This is a genomic window from Chloroherpetonaceae bacterium (assembly GCA_033763895.1).
In the GTDB taxonomy this organism is placed as follows: domain Bacteria; phylum Bacteroidota; class Chlorobiia; order Chlorobiales; family Thermochlorobacteraceae; genus JANRJQ01.
The window spans coordinates 39,975-62,210 of record JANRJQ010000007.1; the positions used below are offsets into that span (position 1 = coordinate 39,975).

Annotated in this window: 14 protein-coding genes and 1 other RNA gene; 8 read left to right on the forward strand and 7 right to left on the reverse strand. The window is 41.8% G+C overall.

What is annotated here, in order from left to right:
• Window positions 1-48: 48 nt before the first annotated feature.
• Together ssrA and pabB are read right to left on the reverse strand one after the other, a co-directional pair.
• Window positions 49-457: a transfer-messenger RNA gene (ssrA, locus tag SFU91_05250) on the reverse strand.
• A gap of 94 nt (window positions 458-551) precedes the next feature.
• Complete coding sequence (gene pabB / locus SFU91_05255) at window positions 552-2,444, reverse strand: aminodeoxychorismate synthase component I (protein MDX2128424.1); 1,893 nt, start codon at window positions 2,442-2,444, stop codon at window positions 552-554.
• 198 nt (window positions 2,445-2,642) lie between these two features.
• Between pabB and SFU91_05260 the strand changes: the two genes are divergently transcribed.
• From SFU91_05260 to SFU91_05290, 7 genes are all read left to right on the forward strand, one after another.
• Window positions 2,643-3,524, forward strand: coding sequence for an endonuclease/exonuclease/phosphatase family protein (locus tag SFU91_05260; protein MDX2128425.1), 882 nt, complete (start codon window positions 2,643-2,645; stop codon window positions 3,522-3,524).
• Window positions 3,525-3,821: 297 nt separating this feature from the next.
• Window positions 3,822-5,123: a TRC40/GET3/ArsA family transport-energizing ATPase gene (locus SFU91_05265; protein ID MDX2128426.1), complete on the forward strand. Its 1,302-nt coding sequence runs from the start codon at window positions 3,822-3,824 to the stop codon at window positions 5,121-5,123.
• 56 nt (window positions 5,124-5,179) lie between these two features.
• Window positions 5,180-5,905 (forward strand): 4Fe-4S binding protein, encoded by a 726-nt coding sequence (locus SFU91_05270; protein ID MDX2128427.1) that lies wholly within the window; start codon window positions 5,180-5,182, stop codon window positions 5,903-5,905.
• 11 nt (window positions 5,906-5,916) lie between these two features.
• The gene (locus SFU91_05275) at window positions 5,917-6,909 is read left to right on the forward strand and encodes an alpha/beta hydrolase (protein ID MDX2128428.1); all 993 of its coding nucleotides are present in this window, start codon (window positions 5,917-5,919) and stop codon (window positions 6,907-6,909) included.
• A 62-nt stretch (window positions 6,910-6,971) separates the two neighbouring features.
• The gene (locus SFU91_05280; protein ID MDX2128429.1) at window positions 6,972-7,868 is read left to right on the forward strand and encodes a restriction endonuclease; all 897 of its coding nucleotides are present in this window, start codon (window positions 6,972-6,974) and stop codon (window positions 7,866-7,868) included.
• A gap of 26 nt (window positions 7,869-7,894) precedes the next feature.
• A complete protein-coding gene (locus tag SFU91_05285; GenBank protein MDX2128430.1) occupies window positions 7,895-8,416 on the forward strand; it encodes an ORF6N domain-containing protein in 522 nt (173 codons plus the stop codon).
• A 222-nt stretch (window positions 8,417-8,638) separates the two neighbouring features.
• On the forward strand, window positions 8,639-10,156 hold the full coding sequence (locus SFU91_05290) for a deoxyribodipyrimidine photo-lyase (GenBank protein ID MDX2128431.1): 1,518 nt from the start codon (window positions 8,639-8,641) through the stop codon (window positions 10,154-10,156).
• Window positions 10,157-10,160: 4 nt separating this feature from the next.
• Here SFU91_05290 and SFU91_05295 read toward each other — a convergent pair whose 3' ends face one another.
• The 4 genes from SFU91_05295 to SFU91_05310 form a co-directional block, all read right to left on the reverse strand.
• Window positions 10,161-10,463 carry a type II toxin-antitoxin system RelE/ParE family toxin gene (locus tag SFU91_05295; protein ID MDX2128432.1) on the reverse strand — a complete coding sequence of 101 codons (303 nt, stop codon included), beginning with the start codon at window positions 10,461-10,463 and terminating at the stop codon, window positions 10,161-10,163.
• Window positions 10,460-10,672: an addiction module protein gene (locus SFU91_05300; GenBank protein MDX2128433.1), complete on the reverse strand. Its 213-nt coding sequence runs from the start codon at window positions 10,670-10,672 to the stop codon at window positions 10,460-10,462. Before SFU91_05300 ends, SFU91_05295 begins: the two co-directional genes overlap by 4 nt.
• A gap of 111 nt (window positions 10,673-10,783) precedes the next feature.
• On the reverse strand, window positions 10,784-14,143 hold the full coding sequence (locus SFU91_05305) for a DNA translocase FtsK (GenBank protein ID MDX2128434.1): 3,360 nt from the start codon (window positions 14,141-14,143) through the stop codon (window positions 10,784-10,786).
• Window positions 14,144-14,257: 114 nt separating this feature from the next.
• On the reverse strand, window positions 14,258-17,185 hold the full coding sequence (locus SFU91_05310; GenBank protein ID MDX2128435.1) for a S8/S53 family peptidase: 2,928 nt from the start codon (window positions 17,183-17,185) through the stop codon (window positions 14,258-14,260).
• Window positions 17,186-17,473: 288 nt separating this feature from the next.
• Here SFU91_05310 and SFU91_05315 point away from each other — a divergent pair, with 288 nt between their 5' ends.
• Complete coding sequence (locus SFU91_05315; GenBank protein ID MDX2128436.1) at window positions 17,474-19,462, forward strand: TonB-dependent receptor; 1,989 nt, start codon at window positions 17,474-17,476, stop codon at window positions 19,460-19,462.
• 7 nt (window positions 19,463-19,469) lie between these two features.
• Here SFU91_05315 and SFU91_05320 read toward each other — a convergent pair whose 3' ends face one another.
• On the reverse strand, window positions 19,470-22,136 hold the full coding sequence (locus SFU91_05320) for a tetratricopeptide repeat protein (protein ID MDX2128437.1): 2,667 nt from the start codon (window positions 22,134-22,136) through the stop codon (window positions 19,470-19,472).
• Between the last annotated feature and the right edge of the window lie 100 nt (window positions 22,137-22,236).

The window sequence follows — 22,236 nt, forward strand, 5'->3', positions numbered from 1 at the left end:
AAAGCCGCCAATGGTCATTGAGCGGCTATGCTGCAAGATTGCAAGGCTTTGTGGAGATGGCGGGACTCGAACCCGCGTCCGGAATTGCTTTAAAAGCGGCCACCACACTCATCTTTGGTGATTGTGTTTCGCCAAAGCAAGATTCCACCAACAGAATTGCCCGACTATCTCTGCTGCTTTACGGCTGCAGTGGGCCGAGAATCCACTACAAACGGTCTGCTCGCGCGAGCCTGCGTTAGCGGCTCAAGCGCATTTTATGACACCGGCAAAGTTCAGAACAGACACATCCCTTTGCGGGCGAAGGCTGAAAACTTAGGTTAAGCTAAGTTAGGCAGCCATTGCGTACGATGTTTCGTCCGCATCTACAGTTGCATAGGCTTCTTTTACGAGTCCACCCATACTGAAACTCGGAGTGCAACCTCCTTCTCTACGAACCCCGTCGAAACCGGTCATCCCCAAATTGTCAAATAACATGCCTTACAAGTTGCGAATATACGAAACCAAGATGCATCGGATTCAGTTTTTTCTCCTTTCCGAATCATTTGAGAAGCCTAAATTTCTACATCAGAAATCACCACTTCATTCAACCCACGAATTGAATTTGCAACATAACATATTTCGGCGGTGAGTATATCCTGCTTGGTTAGAATCGACTCCTTGCAGCGAGGTTCTACTTTTAAGAAAAAATCTCTAAAGACGCCATTGAGAAGCCCGCATTGAATCGGAGGTGTTTTGAATTCATTTCCGTTCTTGATAATGATATTTCCAATACAAGTTTCGGTGACTTCATCCTTTTCGTTGAAAAAAATTGCATCCCAAAAATTTGTTTCCTGAAGCTTTTCGTAGGTCTCGTTGTAAAGAATACGATTCGTGGTTTTATGATAGAAAAACACATTGTTTCGATCAATTCTTCGCTTTGCAAAACAAACGCGCTTTTGTGAATGAACTTCAATTGTTAGAGGGCTCAGTTCAATCGAACATTCTCCATTTTGGGAAAGCAAGAGCCTCAGTTTAGAGGGTATAATGGGGTTTCTCGCTTCGATTTTCTTTTTGATTGAATCAACGATTTTTTGATAGTCAAAATGAAACCCAAAGTAATAAGCAGAATCCTTTAATCGTTGAAGATGAAATTCAAGTAGAGGAATTGCTTTGAGCGAATTCGTTTCAATTATGGGAAGAGATTCGTAGAAATAAGGTCTGAGATGCTGTGCTTCACTGTCAAGACGCATTGTTTCGATGAGTAAAAAGGGCTTGAATTCACTTGTCAAAAATTTTGCTTTGAGTTTACATTCTTCAAATTCTTCTTCAGCAACAGAATCAATGGTGATTCCACTCCCAACACCCATTTCAGCTGAACCATCCTTGCAAACCACGGTACGGATTGCAACATTAAAGACGGCTTTTGAAAAACTTTGTGAGCTTTCGGATTTGGATGTTTCATCCGTCTCTAAACTTTGACTTGGTGCAAAGTAACCAATTGACCCACAATACAACCCTCGTTCTTCGGTTTCCAAATTTGCAATCAATTCCATTGCTTTAACTTTCGGGGCACCGGTAATACTTCCCGAAGGGAAAAGCGCCCGAAAAATCTTTAATGGCGTCGTTTCTCGCGCAAGCGTTCCAATGACCGTGGAAGTCATTTGATGAACGGTTTGCATTGTTTCAACTTTGAAAATTTCTGGAACTTGAATGCTTCCAGTGTCGCAAATTTTTCCAAGGTCATTTCTTAAAAGATCAAGAATCATCAAATTTTCCGCACGGTTTTTTTCATCACTCTGTAGCCAATTGATGATAAGATCATCGCCGGCAGGTGTATTTGCGCGAGGTGCGGTACCCTTCATCGGCTTTGTGAGGATGTGTCGATTTTCAACTTTGAAAAAGAGCTCGGGAGAGATCGAAAGGATTTCAAAACCGTTACAATTGAGAAAAGCACTATATTCCGCCGATTGCGTTTTTCTCAATTTCTTGTATAAACCGAAAGAGTTATTGCATTGGAATCGATATTTGCTTGTGAAATTGATTTGATAAACTTCTCCATTTCGAATCGATTCTTGAATGCTTCCAATCTGTGAAGAATATTGCGAATAAGAGAGATCAAGTTTAGGAAAGATAGGCTCGGTATAGAGTGATTCTTCATTTTCGAAAAGTCCATCCATTTTTTTAGGCGATTCAAAAATCCCAAACCAAAGTAGCGGCAATTCACTCAATGAGCGGAATTCGATTTTTCGTTGAAATTTTTTTTCAAAAGCATAACCTGCTTCGTATGAAATAAATCCGGCAGCGAAATAGCCATTCCTTAACGCTTCATCAATTTCGAAAAAGGCGCTTTCTACCTCATCAAGTTTGTATGCACTGATTTCATTCTTTGGATTTTGAAAAAGGAGGGCACGGTAATTCAGAGATCTGAATTCAGCTGATTCCAATAAAACGCTTCCTTTTTTCATTGATTTTCTTTTAGACAAATCAAAATCCTTTTCATAAGGATTCTAATTACTTATTGAGAAAGAAACGGCATAAAACCTCTGTGATTTCCGCATTTCTATGAATTTAACAGAACTTTAACCTTCAAAGCGATTCAAAGCGTGTAATTTTGCAGCCAATAATTATGAATTAGAAATTGAAATTTGGTTGCCTTAAAGGAATTGACAGAAAAACGCGAACAAAAAACAATCCGTTGCCTCACCTTAAATACGCATCGTGGGCGTGGACCGAAACTTCCCTATCTTTTGGCACAATCTTCACTCAATGAAGCTGAACGCATAGAATTGCTTCATGATACACGTGCTTACACCCATTACATTGCCGAGTGGCTCAATCAAAATAAAAATAATTATGATGTCGTTGGGCTTCAGGAAGTTTTTAATGGGATTTTAGGTCTAGGCGACAGGCTTTTCCGAAAATACCGTCAGCGTGATCATTACCGCGTGATTTCAGAGTTTCGCACAGCGATTTCACACGGGGTGGGATTTGCGGCTTTTCGATACGAGAATATGTTCCTTTCTCAATTGCAAATGGTTGGGCAAAGGCAAATAAATTATCTGCTACCCGGTCGAATTGCATTTCTTGCTGCTTGCGGGTTTACATTAGCCCCCTTGATTTTTAATGATCAAGTGATTTATGTCGGGAATACGCACATGCATCCCTACAATCCGCGTGACAGGGAAATGCAGGCGAAAGCAATTGCGAAAGAGATCAAACTGCTTCGAGACGCTCCTGCTATTTTTATGGGGGATTTTAATACTGTGCCTCCGGGTTGCAAAACAAGTGGATTTCCTGCCGGCGAGCGTGATACCAACAGCTATAAAAATGATCAAACCATTGCCATTCTACAGGAAGCGGGTTTGCAACTGATGCCAATGACGGATGACGAAATTCACTATACCTACCCCACCGGACTCCCCAATCGAACGCTCGATTACATTGTTTTTTCAAAACATTGGGAAGTTATTCGATATGAAGTGATGAAAGATTTTAAGTATAGCGATCACTATCCTGTGTTTGGTGAATTCAGATTAAAAGATTAATTCATTTCCACAAAACCTACGAAAATCTTAAAATTTCGGACTTTTTAGGTTTTAGTTTTGAAGCCAAACAGCCGATTTAGTCGCTTCGCTTTCTAAGTGCTCAATTTTCCGCATCTTTCCTCATTCAAAAACATCCGCTTTTTTTTTCACAAAGAGATTGCAAATCCGCTTAAAATCGAGAGATTTACACAGTTACGAAGTAGTATTGTCGGTTCATGAAGTAAGGTGAGAACCTCTCTTTTAATCACTGAAAATCGCTTCGAGATTTTTTCAATGATCTCACGAAGGAGAAAAACTATGCTCACACGCGAGCTACCGACCCCTGATACAAAAATTCCACGCATCATTATTTATTCCGGTAAGGGGGGAACTGGTAAAACTACCATCTCATCAGCCACTGCAACCGCGCTTGCTAAAGAAGGTAAGCGCGTTTTGATTCTTTCCTCAGATCCCGCGCATTCTCTTTCTGATGTTTTCGATTTTAAGATTGGGCGGCAAGAGCCACTCAAAATTGCCGAGAATTTATACGGACTTGAGATCGATACGATATATGAACTGAAAAAGCACATGTCCGGCTTTCAGAAGTTCGTTGCAGATTCCTACTTAAAGCGAGGCGTCGATTCAGGCGTTGCCTCTGAACTCACCACACAGCCCGGGCTTGATGAAATCTTTTCGCTTTCAAGGCTTGTTGATGAAGCACATTCAGGCAAGTGGGATGCGATTATTCTTGATACTTCACCCACCGGAAATACGCTGCGGCTTTTAGCCTATCCGGAGATTATCATCGGTGGAAATATGGGCAAGCAGTTTTTTAAGTTGTATAAAAATATGGCGTCGCTTCAACGCTCGCTTGGTGGGCAGAATTCACCTGACCCGGAATTTTTTGATGAGGTGAATCTTCTGATGAAGCAAATGGAAGACATTAATAAATTTATTCTTCGCCCAGAAGTCACTTTCCGATTGGTTTTGAATCCCGAAAAGCTCTCGATACTTGAAACTAAACGAGCCTATACCTTTGTGCATCTTTACGGCATCAATATTGATTGCATTGTGGCCAATAAAGTATTGCCTACTTCGAACACTGTTGGAGATTATTTCGAATTTTGGTCAGACTTGCACCGGAAGTATTTGCTTGAAATCGATAATTCATTTTACCCTACGCCAATTTTCCGATGTGAATTGCAACGCACTGAGCCGATTGGGGTTGAAGAATTGGCGCGGGTGAGCAAAATGGTGTTTCGTGACCAATCGCCTGACTCTATCTTCCACGCAGGAAAAAATTTCTGGATTGAAAGTAAGAAGGATAATGTTGCTGAATTGAATCGCGAACTTCTTTGCATCAATATTCCATTTCTTGGCGATGCCGATGAAGTCAGCGTGAAACGAATGGGAACTGATATTTCTGTGACCGTCGATCGAATTCAACGCTTAATTACTTTGCCTCGAGTGCTTTATACCCTTGAAATGGAAAAATTCATTCGTGAAAAGAACACCTTAAAGGTTCTCTTTAAGGAAATCCCACGTGAAAAAGAAGATGAAAATGCGGAGCGAAGTGCCACACTTTCTAAACTCAGAGCCTCGCGGCAAATGCGAGCTTAGTCTTCGCCAACGATTTCAGTAACGCGAGCGAATCGCTCGCACAACCATATCCGCTTATGCAGTATCAAGATCCAAATGCGGGAGCCCCCATTCGAACGAAAATCCCGATTAGACAAGCGGATAAATTACCGCAACTTGTTGCGCCGGGAGAAAAGACTCCTTCAAATACAAACACGCTTTCAGCGAGCGAATTGAATTCAATAGGAGAGAGTTCTTCCGCCTCAAAATCAAAGCGAAGGAAAATTGTTTCCAAACGATTGGTTATTCAACTCACGTTTATTTTTGTGCATGTTGCGCTTATCAAATTTGCGATTCCCAATATATTATGGGCTGTGTTAGGACTCGCTTTTTGGGGAGGTCTTGTTTACGCGGCATCGCGCTCCGGACGTTGGGTATGCGCGTCATTTTGTTGGCTTGGCGGAATTCAAGATCTCTTTTATGGATTCGCCAAAAAGCGGGTCAGTTTCAATCCAAAAATTTCTCAATACATTACGCTCTTCTTTCTTATAGTTTGGGTTCCTCTTGCGTGGTTTTTTCATTCCTCTGCCATCACCGATATGAGTGAAAGCCCGATTAACAACCCAATCACCGATTTATCCTTGAGCTTTACCTCACCGGAAATGCTTCTCATGCAGTTTGGACATTTCGCGGTGCTATTCCTCGTAGGGCTTTCTGTGGCTGTCTTTGGCGCACGCGGCGCTTGTCACTACTTCTGCCCTTTCGGGATTGCCGTGGGATACTTTAAAAATCAACGATTGGTTCAACTAAACTTAAAAAAATAAGGGAAACGCGTATGCCTGCTTATCATGCACTTAGTTCACAAACAGAATCAACTCCCCTTACTGACCTTTCGGAAAAATTCAATCTTTATGTTAAGGAAATTCAATTGAGGCGGGAGTCAAAAAAAGCACGCGAAAAAAACTATGCTGACTATGAACTTTCACTTTTGGAAGGCTCACGCTTTGTTTACCTGAACGGAACGCTTCATCATTACCACGATTCACAACCGAATGCATCTGCCGAAATGCCAACGGTGATCTTGATTCACGGGTGGGATTGCTGGTGGATGTGGTGGCATAAGGTCATTAAACACTTGAACAATGAAGGGATTCGCACAATCGCCTACGATTTGAAAGGTCACGGTTGGTCGAAAGAAGATGTTCGAAATGACTATTCATTGGGTTCACTTTCCGCTGATTTACGTGCCCTTGTCGATCATTTAGGACTAAAGACTTATCACATTGCTGCGTTTTCTCTTGGCCCTTTTGTAGTTCTTGATTATGCGGTTCGTCACCCAAAAGAGATCAAATCACTTACTTTTTTCAACTTTGGTTACTTCCCGAATAGCCCTTTTCTTTCAAAAGTGATTCCGGTTATGATTCCCTTCATTTTCGATAAAGTGATGAGAAAAGTGAAATGGTGGCCTCCCATTTACCTTTACGCAAGGCTCACCCTTGCGCGAAACCCCGCCACGAAAGAAGATATTATGGTGGGCGTGAACAGCCTTCGCTTTTGCGCAAGTGCGGCCATTCAACAAACCGCCGAGCAACTTGCGAAAATTGAGGTGACTGAATCGCTGCCCAAACATGTAGCTGCGCTTGATATTCCAATGCTCTTCGTTGCCGGAAAAGGCGATCAGGTGGTGAGTTGGAAGAATACAGAAAAACTCTTTAAGTATGCTAAAAACGCGAAACTTGAACTCATCAAAAAGTGCGGGCATCTTATCACGCTTGAACTCCCGAAAAAAACAGCAGAATTGATTTTGCAGAGTGTGAAGGATGCTTGAATATCTCAATCTTTTATTATTTATTTAATAAAAATACCATTTTCACACTTTTCTTCTAAACAATGAACATCCCAAAATTTCACGAAACTCTGCTCCCAATTTTGAAAACTCTCTCAGACGGGAAAACCATACACTACAATGATTTACGGAAAAAAGTAAGAGACACTTACTATGGTAATTTATCAACTGATTTATTAGAATTAGAAACCAAAAGCGGCGATCCAATTGTTTTAAATAGGATTGGGTGGGGAAAAGCTTACTTAAAACAAGCCAAAATGGTTGAATATCCAGAAAGAGGGTTAGTCAGAATAACAGAAAAAGGTAGAAAAATTTTAGAAAAAGGTTCATTAACGTTAAAAGAACTTAAACTTGATAAAGATTACGTTGAGCATGAAAAAATAAAAAAAATAAAAAAAGAAACGGAAGGCGAAGACGATAATTTTGATCTAGAAAATGACTCCCCACAAGATTTAATTGACAAAGGCATATCAGCCATTGATGCAGAAGTTAAAGCTGAGCTTCTTGAAAAACTTAAAAACATTGATCCTTATTATTTTGAGAAAGTAATACTCAAATTGTTAAACAAAATGGGTTATGGCGATATTATCGAAACTTCTAAATCGAGAGACGGTGGAATTGATGGAATAATTAATGAAGATAAGTTGGGTCTTGAAAAAATATACATTCAAGCTAAAAAGTACACGGAAAATAAAGTTAGGGAAAAAGACATTCGCGAATTTATCGGCGCGATGAGTGGAGATACAACAAAAGGAATTTTTGTAACAACTTCCGATTTCGATGAAGCAGCAATTAAAAAGGCAAAAGAAGCACATCATAAAATAGTTCTAATCAATGGTAGTAAACTTGTGGATTTAATGCATCAATTTACCGTTGGTTTTCAAATAAAGAATGTTTATGAAGTCAAACAAATCGATGAGGAATTTTTTGAAAATTCGTAGCAATCCGTTTTTATTCTTACAACAACATGACCCAAAAGCAAGATTTAATTGTACAAGAGCGTATTTTGCGCTCAATCTTTGTAATCAGGAATCAGAAAGTGATGATGGATAGCGATTTAGCATCTCTTTACGGAGTAGAAACAAGGAGACTTAACGAGCAAGTTAGTCGCAACATTGATCGCTTTCCTGACGATTTTATGTTTCAGCTTTCAGAAATGGAATGGAAACACTTGAAATCGCAATTTGCGACATCAAGTTGGGGTGGAAGACGGACGCCTCCATTTATGTTTACCGAACAAGGAATTGCGATGCTTTCATCGGTATTAAATAGCCCAACGGCCATTCAAGTAAATATTTCCATCATGAGAGTTTATGTGAAAATGCGACAATGGGCAGTCAATTATGAGGACTTGCTCAAAAAAATCGATGCCCTCAACCAAAGACAAATGGAACATAGCGAACACATCCGAGAAATCTATCAAATCATAGAAGAATTGGTAAGACCCGCCATTACTGAACGAAAACCTATGGGGTTTAGGAAAGAATAAGTTCCTGCTTAGTGTATGCTTTTCAGCCCAATTCAATAAGATGTAACTCTCATTCTTAAATGACCTAACGCCAAATGAGGTGGATCAAAAAGTAGTATGACCTTCAAAGAACATTTAACTTAGCTTAATCAAAACTCTATCCAAACGATATAGACCACCTTAATACTTCTTTGAAATTTATCCCTTTTCCCCGCTGTTATCCATCAAAAAATTACCAATACCGTGCATACCATCATTCTTTGGCATCGCCGCGACCTGCGGCTTACCGATAACACTGCGCTCAATGCCGCACTTCGCAAAACCACTCGCATCATTCCCTGTTTTATTTTAGCCGATGATATTCTGAAAGAGAAAGATGATTTCTCACCGGCTTGCGTTCAGTTTATGCTTGAATCACTTCACGCCTTAGGCGAGGCCTATCGCGAACGAGGAATACAATTTGTGGTACGCCGAGGTCGGTTTTTGGAGTCGATTTTGCAGATTGCCAAAGAGAGCGGTGCAAGCGAGGTTTTTTACAACGAAGATTATGAACCTGAAGCACGGCTGCGCGATAGGCTCGTGACCGATGCATTGAAATCAATCGGCGTTTCCGCAACGCCTTTCAAAGATCAAATTCTTTTTGAGGCGGATGCGATTCGCTCTGCGGCCGGAACGCCTTACACGGTCTTTACACCCTACAAACGCAATTGGCTGAGCAAAACCCCAGACATTCCGTCTTGCAAGACAGAGCCGCTCATTTTTGAACCTCATTCGGTGACAAGCCACCCGCTCCCAACGGTGAAAGAACTTGTTGGTGAGCATCGCATTACGCCTTATACCCGCGGTGGTGAAAAAGCCGGACAAGATGCACTTTCAAGCTTTTTAGAAGAGAAAATTTTACGCTACAAATACGACCGCGATTTCCCCGCCATTGAAGGAACGAGCTTTCTTTCGGCGCATCTACGTTTTGGAACGGTGTCGATTCGCGAGGTGTATCACCGCGCCCGAACGAAGTATCGAGATATTCATAATGGCTGGGCTTTCACCAATTATTATTCTATACACGTCAGAGATGCAAAATATGACGAAAATCACCCTATTTGGACCAACCTCACAAAAGATGAAGCTGATCTTGGAATTGAAACTTTCATTTCAGAACTCATTTGGCGCGATTTCTACTTTCAAATTTTGGTTCACTTTCCGCATGTCGCCACCGGTGCGTTTAAGAAAGACTTAAACAATTTGGCGTGGGAGACAAACGATGAATACTTTGAGGCGTGGAAAAATGGGCAAACCGGATTCCCGATTGTGGACGCGGCAATGCGGCAATTGAAATCTACGGGGTGGATGCATAACCGACTCAGAATGATTGTCGCGAGTTTCCTTACCAAAGACTTGCTCATCAATTGGCAACGCGGAGAAAAGTATTTTATGCAGCACTTAGTTGACGGGGATTTGGCCGCCAATAACGGCGGATGGCAATGGAGTGCAAGCACCGGCACCGACGCGCAGCCTTACTTTCGAATCTTCAACCCAACGTCACAATCCGAAAAGTTTGATCCCACGGGCGATTTCATTCGGAAATTTGTGCCTGAACTTGCAAAAGTGAAAACAGCCTACATTCATAACCCCTATGAAATGGCAATGAAAAAACCACTCTTCGCCAAAGACATCGGGCTTGAATTCGGTAAAGATTACCCAAAACCGATTGTGGAGCATAGTGTGCAGCGGGAGAAAGCGCTGAGGATATTTAAGAAGTGAAGGGTTAAATTCCCTTCAATCGAGAAAATATTAGTTTAGGACTTCTCTTAAAGTGAAGAATCGCTAACACTATAATTTCTTCATCATCATGAATAAAATAAATGCCGTAAGGAAATTGATTAATTGTTGCTCTTCTGATTTTTTTATATGATTTTCGATAAATTTTAGGATTTTGAAAAATCAAGTCAAGTTTCTTCTTAAAAACAAGATAAAACTTATCACCTAACTCAAAGCTTCTTTCATTATACCAATTAATAATTTCGTCCAAATCTCTTTCAGCTTCATCTACTATTCGAATCTTCTTCATTTTTTCTCATATTTCTGCTTCACTTCTTCCCAGTCTTTTACCTTATCTGGATTTTTACGAAACGATTCCAATCTTTCGTCCAGAATCTTTTTTTCTTCTTCACTAAAATCTTCATTCTCGATTTCTTTATCGAGACTTTCCCAAACTGCTTCTAGTAATTCAAAGCGTTCATCTTTCGAGAGTTTCGATAAATCAATGGGTATGGCCATATCTGCTCCTTTTTTAAGATTTTAAGAAGATAACAAATCGCATCTTTAATCAATATCAGAAAACTGAACAAGGTCTAAAATCCGATTTTCCCAAAAAAAGGGTTTACTTCTTCATTCCAAATTATTCAACAGCAATTCAAGCGAGGCTTCGTCTTGGATGAGGACTTGACGGGCTTTGGTGCCATCGGGTGAGCCCACAATGCCGGCTTCTTCCAACTGATCGACAATCCGCGCTGCGCGGCCGAAGCCAAGCTTTAAACGGCGTTGCAAGAGCGAAACGCTGCCCATTTGATGCCGAACCACAAGCCGCGCCGCTTCTTCAAACATTTTATCACGCTCGCCACTCGATTTCCCACCAAATAAATCGTCGTCATCGTCTTGCGCACTGCCGAGTTTCAAATCGGGCGCGGGCAAGAGATAAGGCTCAACGCCATCTTGGTTGTAGATGAAATCGGTAATCCGCTCGACTTCCTCCGTCGAGACATACGCGTTCTGAATCCGAATAGGTTTAGGCTCGGTTGCCGGTTGATAAAGCAAATCGCCGTTTCCTAAAAGCTGATCGGCGCCGGGGCCATCTAATATCGTGCGCGAATCAATTTTACTGGACACTTGATACGCCATTCTTGCGGGAAAATTGGCCTTGATGACGCCGGTAATGACATCCACACTCGGGCGCTGTGTGGCCACAACCAAATGAATTCCCACCGCGCGTGCGAGCTGCGCAAGGCGTGCGATTGGCTCCTCAACATCTTTTCCTGCCGTGATCATTAAATCGGCGAGCTCGTCAATCACAACCACGACAAATGGCAACGCTTCGGAAGGAAACTTGACATTGAAATCTTTGATATGCCGTACCGCCCCTTTCTGCATGCGCTCGTAGCGGCGATCCATTTCCTTTTCAATCGACTTAAGCGCATAGACAGCTTTGGAAGTATCGGTGATAATTTGCTCATCGAGATCACGATACTTAACGAGAAAGTGATTTTTTAATTTTTGATACGGAAAAAGTTCAACCCGCTTGGGATCAATCAAGAGGAATTTCACTTGATCGGGTGAGCAGTGATAAATGAGGCTGGTGAGAATGTTATTTATCCCGACAGACTTCCCCGAGCCCGTTGCACCGGCAATGAGCAAGTGCGGCATTTTGGCGAGGTCATCGATAAAAATTTCATTCGAAATGGTTTTTCCGAAAACAATCGGCAGCGTGGCGGTGGAATTTTTGAACTTCTCACTTTGAAGCACCGATTTGATTCGCACCATTTGCGTTTTCGCATTCGGGATTTCCACACCCACCGCATTCTTGCCCGGAATCGGGGCGATAATGCGAATTCCCTTAGCGGCCATTGCCATTGCGATATCATCGGCAAGTGTGACGATGCGGCTGATTTTCACATCCGGCGCAAGCTCCAATTCAAAAAGCGTGACGCGCGGGCCAACGGTAGCTTCAACGCGAACGACTTCAATCTTATAAATTTTGAGCTTCTCAAGTAATCGCCGTTTGTTGGTTTCAAGTTCTTCAATCGTCACGGTCGGGTTGCTTTCATCACCCTCGATAAGCAAATCGACTGACGGGAATTGGTACGGCACGCGCTCGCGGGTTTCCACTTCAAGCTCGCGCTCATCAAGATCGGCGGGTGTTTCCTCAATCGTTTCCTTTACGGTCAATTCAAGGCTTTCGGGTGAAAGCGGCTCGTGGAGATTTTTTTTGGAAGAGATGATTTCATCTATGAGATCCTCATCTTCACCCAATTCCTGATTTGATTTTGGAAATTCTTCCTTCAATTTGTTTGTAGGGATAATGAAAGAGGCGTCAATCAGAGGCTCACTCGACTCTGATTTTTGTTCATTTTCATCTTTAACAAATTCATTAGGAATAGAAGGATTTCCCGTTGAATTCAGATTCGATTCTTCTGGCTTTGGCTGATTCGATTGGGCTTCATGAGGTTTCTTTTCTGAAACAAATGCAGCCGCGGCGGCTCCGGCAAGCGATGCAACGGGTGCTGTGGTTTCCGGAGCCGTGCTTGAAGCAGCAGCGGCAGCTGCAATCGCTCCCTTAACCACAAGCGGTACAGATGCTTGGTTGATATTTTGAGCTTCTCCGCGTTCATTGGTTTCACGGTTGTGAGGTGTCGCGGCCTCTGAAATCAATGGATTTGGTGTGACCGTTTCCGATTGAATCGTGGTTTGTGTTGAATTCTCAGTTGGTTTTGGTTCAGTTTCTTGCAATTCATTCTTTAACCGTTCTGCTTCCAATTTTTCAGCCTGTAACTTTTCTGCTTCGAGCCTTACTGCAGAAATTTTTTCTACAAATCGATTTTCCTCTTCTTTTAATTTGTAGCGAAATCCAAAATCTTCCGGTAACGCTTTATCAGAACTGGGAATTCGGTTTCCACCTTCAAGTTCTTTTGGTGATGCCTTCTTCTGTTCATTTTTCAAATCTGAAAGGGATATTTCAATTGGTTCTGCACGATGTGTTGGTTCATTTGAAATTGGAATTTCGGATTCTCTTAAACCAAGTTGCGGCGTTAGAGAAGGATTGATTTCGTGTGATGGCGGTTGAAGCTGATGGCTATCAATTTCAGGTTCTTCTTCTTTCGCAAGAAGGTCAAGCGGGTCTTGAGATTCAGCGCCGGAGAAACGGGCTTCATCATTTGATTCTGCTACGCGCGCAGCTTCCCGCTCGGCATACCACTCTTTGAATTTCATTTTTGCACCGACTGCGTTGCGTTGAAAAATAAAAACGAGCCGATCAGCCGTTTTTTGCAAGTCAAGATCGATGTATAGCACGAGCGTAATTGCGATGGAAATCAGCACAAAAGCCCACGCCCCGAAGTCGCCAATCATTGAGCTAAGAAGGTTTGCGAAAAGCCTGCCGATGTTCCCAGACCAAACATTACTGACTTTAGTTAAGCCAAAGAGTGTTCCAATGAGAAGAGAAAAAAGTATGGTATAAATAGTCGCTGAAATTGCACGGTCGTATCCATTTTTTCGAAACATCGACCATCCCCAAATGGTAATGGCGATCATTAAAATCGCCGTAGGGTAGCCAAGGATTGAATTCACCAGAAATGAAGAAATCATTGCACCGATAATGCCGAGTGGGTTTTCAAGTGCTTCAGCAGCAAGCCTTGCTGTCTTTCCAAAAACTTCATAAAATCGAATATTTTCAATGACTTGATCATCGGCTTTGTTATATGAAAAAATAGCGATGATGAAAAAAAGTGATAAGGCAACGATGCTAAGCCCGTAAACCTCCATTTTACGCCTTTCCCAAAAGCTTTCCGTTTCTTTCAAGGGTTTCGATTCTGACTTCAACGGTTTTGAAGTTTCCTTTTGTGAAGTTTTTTTTGAGGTACGTTTTTTTGGTTTCTCCGGTTCTGATGAAGCAGGTTCGACATAAGAAGATGCCTGCTCATTTTTTTCGTTAGGCTCTCCTGACGGTTCGGATTGTGATACTGATTTTCTTGGCACTGTACTTTCCTTATAAAATTTTTGGGGATGTAAAATGCAAATTTAATGGGAATGCTTGCTGAAGCAAGGGGTTTCGGTGAATTTTTCAACGAAGAAAAAGTTTCTTCTTCTAAACTATTTCAAATACAGCATTTTTTTCACTTGAACGGCATTACCGGCTTTCATTCGATAAATATAAACCCCGGTTGAAAGCCCGAAGCGAGAAAGATTCAATTGATACAAGTAAAAGCCCGGGGGTTTATTTGATTCTCGAATCAGGACGGCAATTTTTCGACCAACAACATCATAGAGTTCTACGTCAACATCCGTCAAATCACGTATTAATATCGGGATTGTGGTGGTGGGGTTGAATGGATTTGGATAATTTTGTCCCAATTCGAAAACATCGGGCTTAATGGTTTGCTCGTTATCAATCGGGGTACCGGTCACATTTTCTGCGGTTGCTACAATTGGTCGAATATGAAGATTCGAAAAAGAAAACGATGAACTTAGTCCGGATTCAGGTTCGCTGAAATTATACCAAGTTCCACCGTTAAGTATCAACGAGCGCTGCGAATATCGCCCATCGTCGCCACCGATTCCTATACTATCTGAAAGAGGAAGACTCAGCTTCAGCGCTAAGTGATAGCTGCCCGTTGAATCAAAGGAAATCGGGTTTTCATGAAAACTTACAAATTGTCGAGTTCTTCGGCTCAGCAACGCCAAGGGCGTTTCAACTTTGCCCACGAATTGACCGGGTAAATTCAGCCCACGCTGCGTTGAATTGCGATAAACCTCTGCCACAAGTGTTCCTAAGGGAATTGCAGAAAGACGCTCGATATCAACAGTAAATCCGATAAGCTGCGATTTTTCAGGCGCGGTAAACCACAACCCCAAGCCGTCAGGCACAAATGCCGACCCCGATATTCTTCCAAGCGGAAACTGTCGCGTTGGAATGCCGCGTGTAGCGGTGTAAGAAATGGTAAAAAGGCTGAGCTTGGCCGAAGAATTGAGTGTTTGTGCCACACCCTCTGCCGCATCCAACTTACCGTGCCCCCAAGTAACATTGTAGCTTAGCGTTGTGAAATTGTCTTTATTGGCTGTTTGCAATAGCGTGGCTTTTACTTCTTCCGACATACGATTCGGATTTGCTTGAAGCAGAAGGGCTAATGCCCCTGCCACATGCGGGCACGACATACTTGTACCCCGCAAAACACGATGCTTCCCGCCGGCTACGATGTTTGATTGTGGTGCAGAGGCTAAAGATGAAAACGCGGAAACAATCATCTCTCCGGGTGCGGAAATATCAGGTTTAGGGGCACCGTTTCGCGTTGGCCCCAGAGAACTGAATGTGGAAATATTCCCTCGTCGATCGCTGCTGCCAGAAACCGTATAATTTCCCCCATCGATAGAAGGCCAAATCCAACGGGTTTGATAAGAACCAACCGTAATGCCTTCTTCCGAAGCGGCTTGACCACCCGCCATACTTTGAGAAACATCGCCACCAATGACTCTAGCCCGTACTGTTCCGCTATTGCTGCGATAAGCATCAAACCGCGTTGCGCTTGGAACTGTGAAGGAAAGACTCCAATCTCCCACGGTGGGATTTTCGATTGAAAAATAAATTTCTCTGTGATTATTAGGTGGATAAACATTATTAAAAATTTGAATCACACCTTCTTGTGTGCCGGCAGCCGTTGTATTGGAACTATTGGGAATTAAAACAGTTCGTCCGGAGGGTGTTGTAAGGGTGGCTGAAAATGACTCATTTGTTTCAACCCAAACATCCACTGAAAAATTACCGCTATGTGTCCCTCCGTTCGTAGGAGGAGGTACTTGAAATTGAATTTGAGCGGTTTCATTCGCAGAAAGATTTTTCCCGAGATGGAGGGAATCATTTCCACTATTTCCGGCTGAGATTGCGACCATTCGGCCGGGTCCTGACTTCGCAAAAGAATTAATTGCACTGCTCACGGGGTCTTTACCGTCCTTAGGCCCAAGTATGGAACCCAAGCTCATATTCACTACTACGGGTTTGCCGAACCGTTGTGAAATTAGCCTTGCATAGGTGATGGCATCGATCAGTCTTGTTTGTGTGGTCGTTGGACCTGAGAAGGATTGAACGGCCACGATGTCCGCTTCAGGTGCCATTCCCATAAAACGGCGAAGTACATCATTGCCTTGGGTTGATGCGTAACCTAAACCATTTCCGGCAGCAGTACCCGCAACATGCGTGCCGTGACCATCGGTGTCTTGGGTACGAACTGATTTTGTTCCTGCGATTGCCCCATTCAAGTCTTCTTGCAAATATTCAACTCCGTATGTAAAGCCAATCGGTGAATTTTCGCCTGCAACGGGCGTTAATGTTTGATCCCAAATTGCAAGAATGCGGGTTTTATTTTTATCGACGGGGTTACGAAAATCGTAATGTTTGAAATCAATTCCGGTATCAATTACCAGAATAATAACACCCTTTCCGGTAAACTTTGTCCCATTAAGGCCGATATCTCGAAGATAAGCCGCCCCTGATTCTGGAATACTCAAGTCATCTTTCATTCGATGAAGGCTTTGCAGCTCTGGGTTATCAATAAATAAAATGCTTTCTTCTTCTGACAATGATTCCATTTCTTTGAGGGACAATCTTGCTGTAAAAAATTGGTCATAGACCGAATTGATTTCAGCGCGTTTTGCTTTCCATTTTGAAATGATCGTTTGACGAGTGGCCGAATTGTTGAGGGCTTCCTTTGTGAAGTAAACAATGCATTCGTAAGTCCCATTTGTTGCAACAGTAGCTGCCATTTTGGAGGAAATCGGCTCTGAAAAAAGTTCTTCTCTCCTTTGTGAAATTCCTAAAAATGGTTGCTCACCCTGAACTTGAAACCCATTTGAGTTCGACGGTTTGAATTCTTTGAATTTGGGAGTTCCTTCTTGAGTCCGAAAGATCGCGTTTATTTTTTCCCACTTTTGTGCAGCGAGTTCGCCGAAAGAAAATAAAACCGCAACTGAGAATATGACGGACTTAAGCATGAATCCATCTTTAACGAAATAGTTGAGTTTAATCATTGAATGTCAAACGAATCGTTATGGGAGTGGTTAAATAAAATTACAATGTGTATTTTGACTTGAATGAAACTGAATTCTAATTAATAATTGATTTCAAATTCACAAGCACTTCTGTTAAAATATCGTGATTATTATTTGATGAAAAAATCCCAGAATCAATCACAAGTGACTTCAAGTTAAATTAATATTTGTTTTATTATAAAAATTTGAATCTAATCATGACGGACTACTTGTGAAATGCTCTTTCAAACTTTACACCTAAACTCAAACTCAACAAAACAAATTCCAATGATTCGAACGAATAACCCTGTTTTCAAAAAAGCTATTTTTCGCTACTTAAGTTTGACAGTCCTTTTCTTGTTCAAATCCACTCAAATTTTTGGTTATCAAGTCGATTCAAGCGCTACTTCAAAACAATCAAAAGCAAACGATTCGCTTAGAACATTTACATCGGAAATTATTACCGTGACTGGAACAAGAATTCCAACCATTGACATCAATGTTCCAAGAAGTTTGACCGTTCTTACTGAAGAGGATATTCGAAATACGCCGCAGCAATCAGTACAAGATTTAATGCAATATGTTACCGGCGTTTCGATGAATCGGCGAGGGTCAAATGGCGTTCAAGCCGATGTAGGGATTCGAGGTGGCACATTTGAACAAACGCTTGTGCTTATCAATGGCAATAAAATGAGCGATCCGCAAACAGGGCACCATAATTTTAATCTTCCGGTTGCGCTTGATGATATTGAGCGCGTTGAGGTTCTTCGTGGAGGTGCGTCGAGGCTTTTTGGGCCGAATGCATTCAGCGGCGTTGTGAATATCATCACCAAAAAAAACAAGTCTTCAGGTGTATCGCTTGATGTGATTGGCGGCGACTTTGGGTATCTTTCCGGAACGGCCTCTGTTTCAGCACCTCTTGGCGATTATTCTCAGAGAATCACCTTGCAACACCAACGCTCCGATGGCTATACAACCAATACAGACTTCCGAACAAATAACTTTGGATACACCTCAAGCTTTTTACTCGGTGAAAATTCCTTTCAGTTTAATGCCGGTTATATCGATAAAGCTTTTGGTGCAAATCGGTTTTATTCTCCGCTGCCCAATCAATTCGAAAAAACCCGTACCCTTCACTTGGCGTTGAATGGTGAACTCAAAGTGGGTAATGAGTTTTTTCTTACACCCAAAATTTATTGGCGCAGAAATGCCGATGATTACATCCTTGACCGTGATACCGCTGCGAGATATGAAAACAATCATCTCACCAATGTGATTGGCGGCGAATTGCAAACCCAATTTTCGTGGGCACTTGGAAAAAGCTTTGTCGGTTTAGAATTCGGCATTGAGGATATCGAAAGCAACGGAATTCGAGGAATTCGCGAAGGCGGACGAGGAAGAATCATTGGTTCTAACCCCGTGGTATTTTTAGGGTCTCGCTCTCGAAATCGAGGCGGAGTCAATTTTGAACATCAATTGGATTTAGGCGAAGGGCTCACGGTCATTGGTGGTGCATCCGTTTATGGATATACTCAATACGGTTGGCAACTCTTGCCGTCGTTTGATCTCAATAAACGCTTTAATGATCAAATCAGGGTTTATCTCTCAGCAGGACGCTCTTTTCGTGTACCAACTTATACAGAATTGTTTTATCAAGATCCCGTTAATCTTTCTAACCCTGATTTGAATCCTGAGTCAGCTTGGAATTATGAAGCGGGTTTTTCATTTTCAGGCGAGGGCATCTCACTCACCACTTCTCTTTTCCGCCGCGATGGAGTGAACATGATTGATTGGGCGATCCCGGGTCCTATTACTTCAACAACGGTTTGGCAAGCCTCAAATGTCTCAAGTGTTGTTACAAATGGTCTTGAACTGATGCTCAATTTTAATATTCAATATTTTAGTACATCACTTCCCATTTATGATGTGAAAATGAGTTATGCCTTTCTTGATCAATCACGCGATGTTGGCGGGTTACTTTCTAGATATGTGTTCAATTATATGCGTCACCAAGTAATGGGCGAGGTGTTACATACTTGGGGACTTGGAATTATGCAAAGTTGGAAGGCTCGGTATGAATACCGCGGCGCGTTCAGTAATCCCAATCGCTTTATTGTTGATACAAGGCTTTACCGCACTTTTGATTTTGATGGCCAAAAGCTTGATGTCTATGCCGATGTCACCAATCTTTTGAACACCCAAATCCAAGAGATTCCTGAATTTGGGCTGATGCTTCCCGGAAGATGGGCAATGATTGGGGTGAAGTTTCAGTTTTAAGTATCGATTAAATCATTCCTGTTTTCAACGCTTTGGCGACAGCCTCTGATTTTGAATTGACATGCATTTTATCGTAAATCTTCGCCAAATGATTTTGCACCGTACTGAAACTTATAAAGAGTTTTGTTGCAATTTGCTTAATTGAAAGCCCATCGATCAGCAGTGAAAGTATTTCATTTTCTCGGCGAGTTAAGGTAAAATTTGCTGATTCCTTTGGCGCAAACCTGACGAAGAAGTCGCTCACTTTTCGCGCAATTTCAGGGCTCATGACCATCCCTCCTTGAATAGATTCTTCGATTGCAGAAAATAATTGCTTTTCAGTAGCCTTTTTGAGCAAGTAGCCATTTGCACCGGCAATCAATGCTCTTGATACATGAGTTTCATCATCAAAAACGGTGATTAAAATGATTTTGCAATCGGGGCTTTTACTCTTAAAATCGCGGATTGCATCAATGCCTGATTTCCCCGGAAGCCCAATATCCATTAGGAGTACATCGATTTCTTTCAGTTCAATCTCGGCTTCTTCAACCGTGGAAAATGCGCCCTTCAACTCGTATTCATCTCGGTTTGAAATCGTTTCTTGTAACGCAAATCTGTAATCTTCATTATCCTCGATAATTGCAACTGTAATTTTCTTTCCCGAACTTTTTGGGGTTAATTGCAATGATTTATCGCTACGAGTCAACTTTTTAGTCTTTCTTCGATGAATAATTTCATGATTGATTGCTGGGTCAACCGACTTTGGAATATCGAAGATGAACGTTGATCCACTTTTTTCAGACTCCGCCCAAATCTTACCATTATGAGCTTCAATTACTTTTTTCACAATTGATAATCCTAATCCGGTACTGCTTTCGCCACCTGTCGGCTTCGCAGAAAGTGTAACAAATTCCTTAAAGAGTTGTCGTTTATCATTCTCACTTAACCCCGGTCCTTCATCTTTTATACTAAATCGAACGGCGTTTTTCATTTTAAGGAGAGATATATGGATGTTAGAACGGTAGGGCGAAAACTTAATAGCATTTGAAAGCAAATTCTCAAAGCAATCTCGAATTCTCTCTTTATCCGCGTAGAGAATCACGTTTTTCGAAATCCTTGTTAAGAGTTGTTGTGATTTTTCAGAGGCAAGGATTTGATTTCTTGCGATAACTTCCTCAAGGAGTAAAGCTAAATCGAAATTTGCGCGATTGAGTTCAAAATGAGCATTTTTAATTGCGGCTGTTTCGATGAGCGATTTCACAAGGCCGAGCATACGTTCCGACGAACGTTCAATACTTTTTGAATACGATAAAATTCGTTCCTTTTCTTCTGATGCGGCGATCATTGTCGCGAATTTATGTATGATTTGAAGCGGATTCTTCAAGTCGTGCGCGGCAATTGCGAGAAGGTCGTTTTTTAGTTTATTGGCATCCTCTGCAATCTGAAGCGCTTTCGTGAGCGTTTTATTACGAATTTCCTCTTCTTCAATTTTATGTTTGAATTCGTTGACTTCATATAGAACTTGAAAATCACGCAACTTCCTCTGAGAAAATTCAGATAGCATTTCCTTTTCGAGTTTCAAGTGTTCAAGGGAATGCCAATACGCCATTTCAAAATTCTTTTGAAACTGAAACCATTGTGAGAGTTTTAAATGAACGGTTGATTCAAAATTTTTGGAATTCATTTCCTTTGCTCTTTGCAAAGCCTTTTCATACCATTGGTGTACTCCATCGTATTTTCTGTTTACTCCCAATTGTTCTTCAGCGAAAGCAATATCTCCGAATAGAATATCGAGAGAGTAAAGATTTTCAAGAAAATTTAACTTTTCAGAAATCGCATAGGAATGTTGAAGGTTTCTTTTCGCTTCTTCGTGATGATTGAGTCTGAAAAGCGACTCTGCGCGATTTCTTAGCGCGGTTGCCAATTGTCTTTCATCTCCTGATTTCTCTGCGATTGAAATCGCTTCATCGGCATAGTGAATCGCTTCACTCAGTTTACCGACCTTTAAGAGCTCCAATGTGATTTGATTCAACCCGTGATTGATACCCCAAGAAAATTTTTCTTGTTTAGCAAGCTTCAAAGACTTTTGAAAGTACCCAATTGCTTCATCTGTATTTGATTTAACCGCATAAACATTGCCAATGTTGTTATAGGTTGCAGCAAGCATGATGGGGTTGCCAAGTTTATCAATGATCGCCAACGCACGATCATGATAGCGCATCGAGGCTTCATAATCTGAAAGGTGAAAAAAAGAAAAACCGATATTATTAAGAAGCATCGCTTCCGTTTCCGAATCTTTCAACGATTCGGCGAGCGGGTGAGCTTCCAAGAAGAACCTTAAAGCTTGTACGTATTGCCCAACACGCTCTGAGACTACCCCTAAATAATTTTTGGTGAGCATGATTCCGCGGGTATCATTTACGCTCAAGTAATACTCAAGTGCCATTTCGAGCGAGTGCTTCGCCTCATCAAATCGATTCACACGCCAAAGCGCATTTCCTAAAATGCGAGATAAATCGGCTTCAAGCTGAGGGTTTTCAGGTTGTTTTGATTTCTTAGTGAATGAACTTTTTTGAATCGCCTGAATTTTTGGAATAGCTTCCATAGGCGCCGAAGACGCTAATTTTTCCAATTGAATAAAATACTCTGCGTTTTCGGTAGCAGTTAGAATTTCGTTTTTGGAATTCGGTTTCATTGAAAGTGCATTTACTTTCAAGATAACCAGCATACCTAAACGAAAAAAAGGGAGTTTGCCTCCCTTTTATTTCATTCCTTTATAACTTCTTCGGACGCTA

Excerpts from the sequence above, each read along its gene's own strand:
- pabB (MDX2128424.1), bottom strand. The coding sequence starts at position 2,444 with ATGAAAAAAGGAAGCGTTTTATTGGAATCAGCTGAATTCAGATCTCTG.
- SFU91_05265 (MDX2128426.1), top strand. The coding sequence starts at position 3,822 with ATGCTCACACGCGAGCTACCGACCCCTGATACAAAAATTCCACGCATC.
- SFU91_05270 (MDX2128427.1), top strand. The coding sequence starts at position 5,180 with ATGCAGTATCAAGATCCAAATGCGGGAGCCCCCATTCGAACGAAAATC.
- SFU91_05275 (MDX2128428.1), top strand. The coding sequence starts at position 5,917 with ATGCCTGCTTATCATGCACTTAGTTCACAAACAGAATCAACTCCCCTT.
- SFU91_05280 (MDX2128429.1), top strand. The coding sequence starts at position 6,972 with ATGAACATCCCAAAATTTCACGAAACTCTGCTCCCAATTTTGAAAACT.
- SFU91_05285 (MDX2128430.1), top strand. The coding sequence starts at position 7,895 with ATGACCCAAAAGCAAGATTTAATTGTACAAGAGCGTATTTTGCGCTCA.
- SFU91_05295 (MDX2128432.1), bottom strand. The coding sequence starts at position 10,463 with ATGAAGAAGATTCGAATAGTAGATGAAGCTGAAAGAGATTTGGACGAA.
- SFU91_05300 (MDX2128433.1), bottom strand. The coding sequence starts at position 10,672 with ATGGCCATACCCATTGATTTATCGAAACTCTCGAAAGATGAACGCTTT.
- SFU91_05310 (MDX2128435.1), bottom strand. The coding sequence starts at position 17,185 with ATGATTAAACTCAACTATTTCGTTAAAGATGGATTCATGCTTAAGTCC.
- SFU91_05315 (MDX2128436.1), top strand. The coding sequence starts at position 17,474 with ATGATTCGAACGAATAACCCTGTTTTCAAAAAAGCTATTTTTCGCTAC.
- SFU91_05320 (MDX2128437.1), bottom strand. The coding sequence starts at position 22,136 with ATGAAACCGAATTCCAAAAACGAAATTCTAACTGCTACCGAAAACGCA.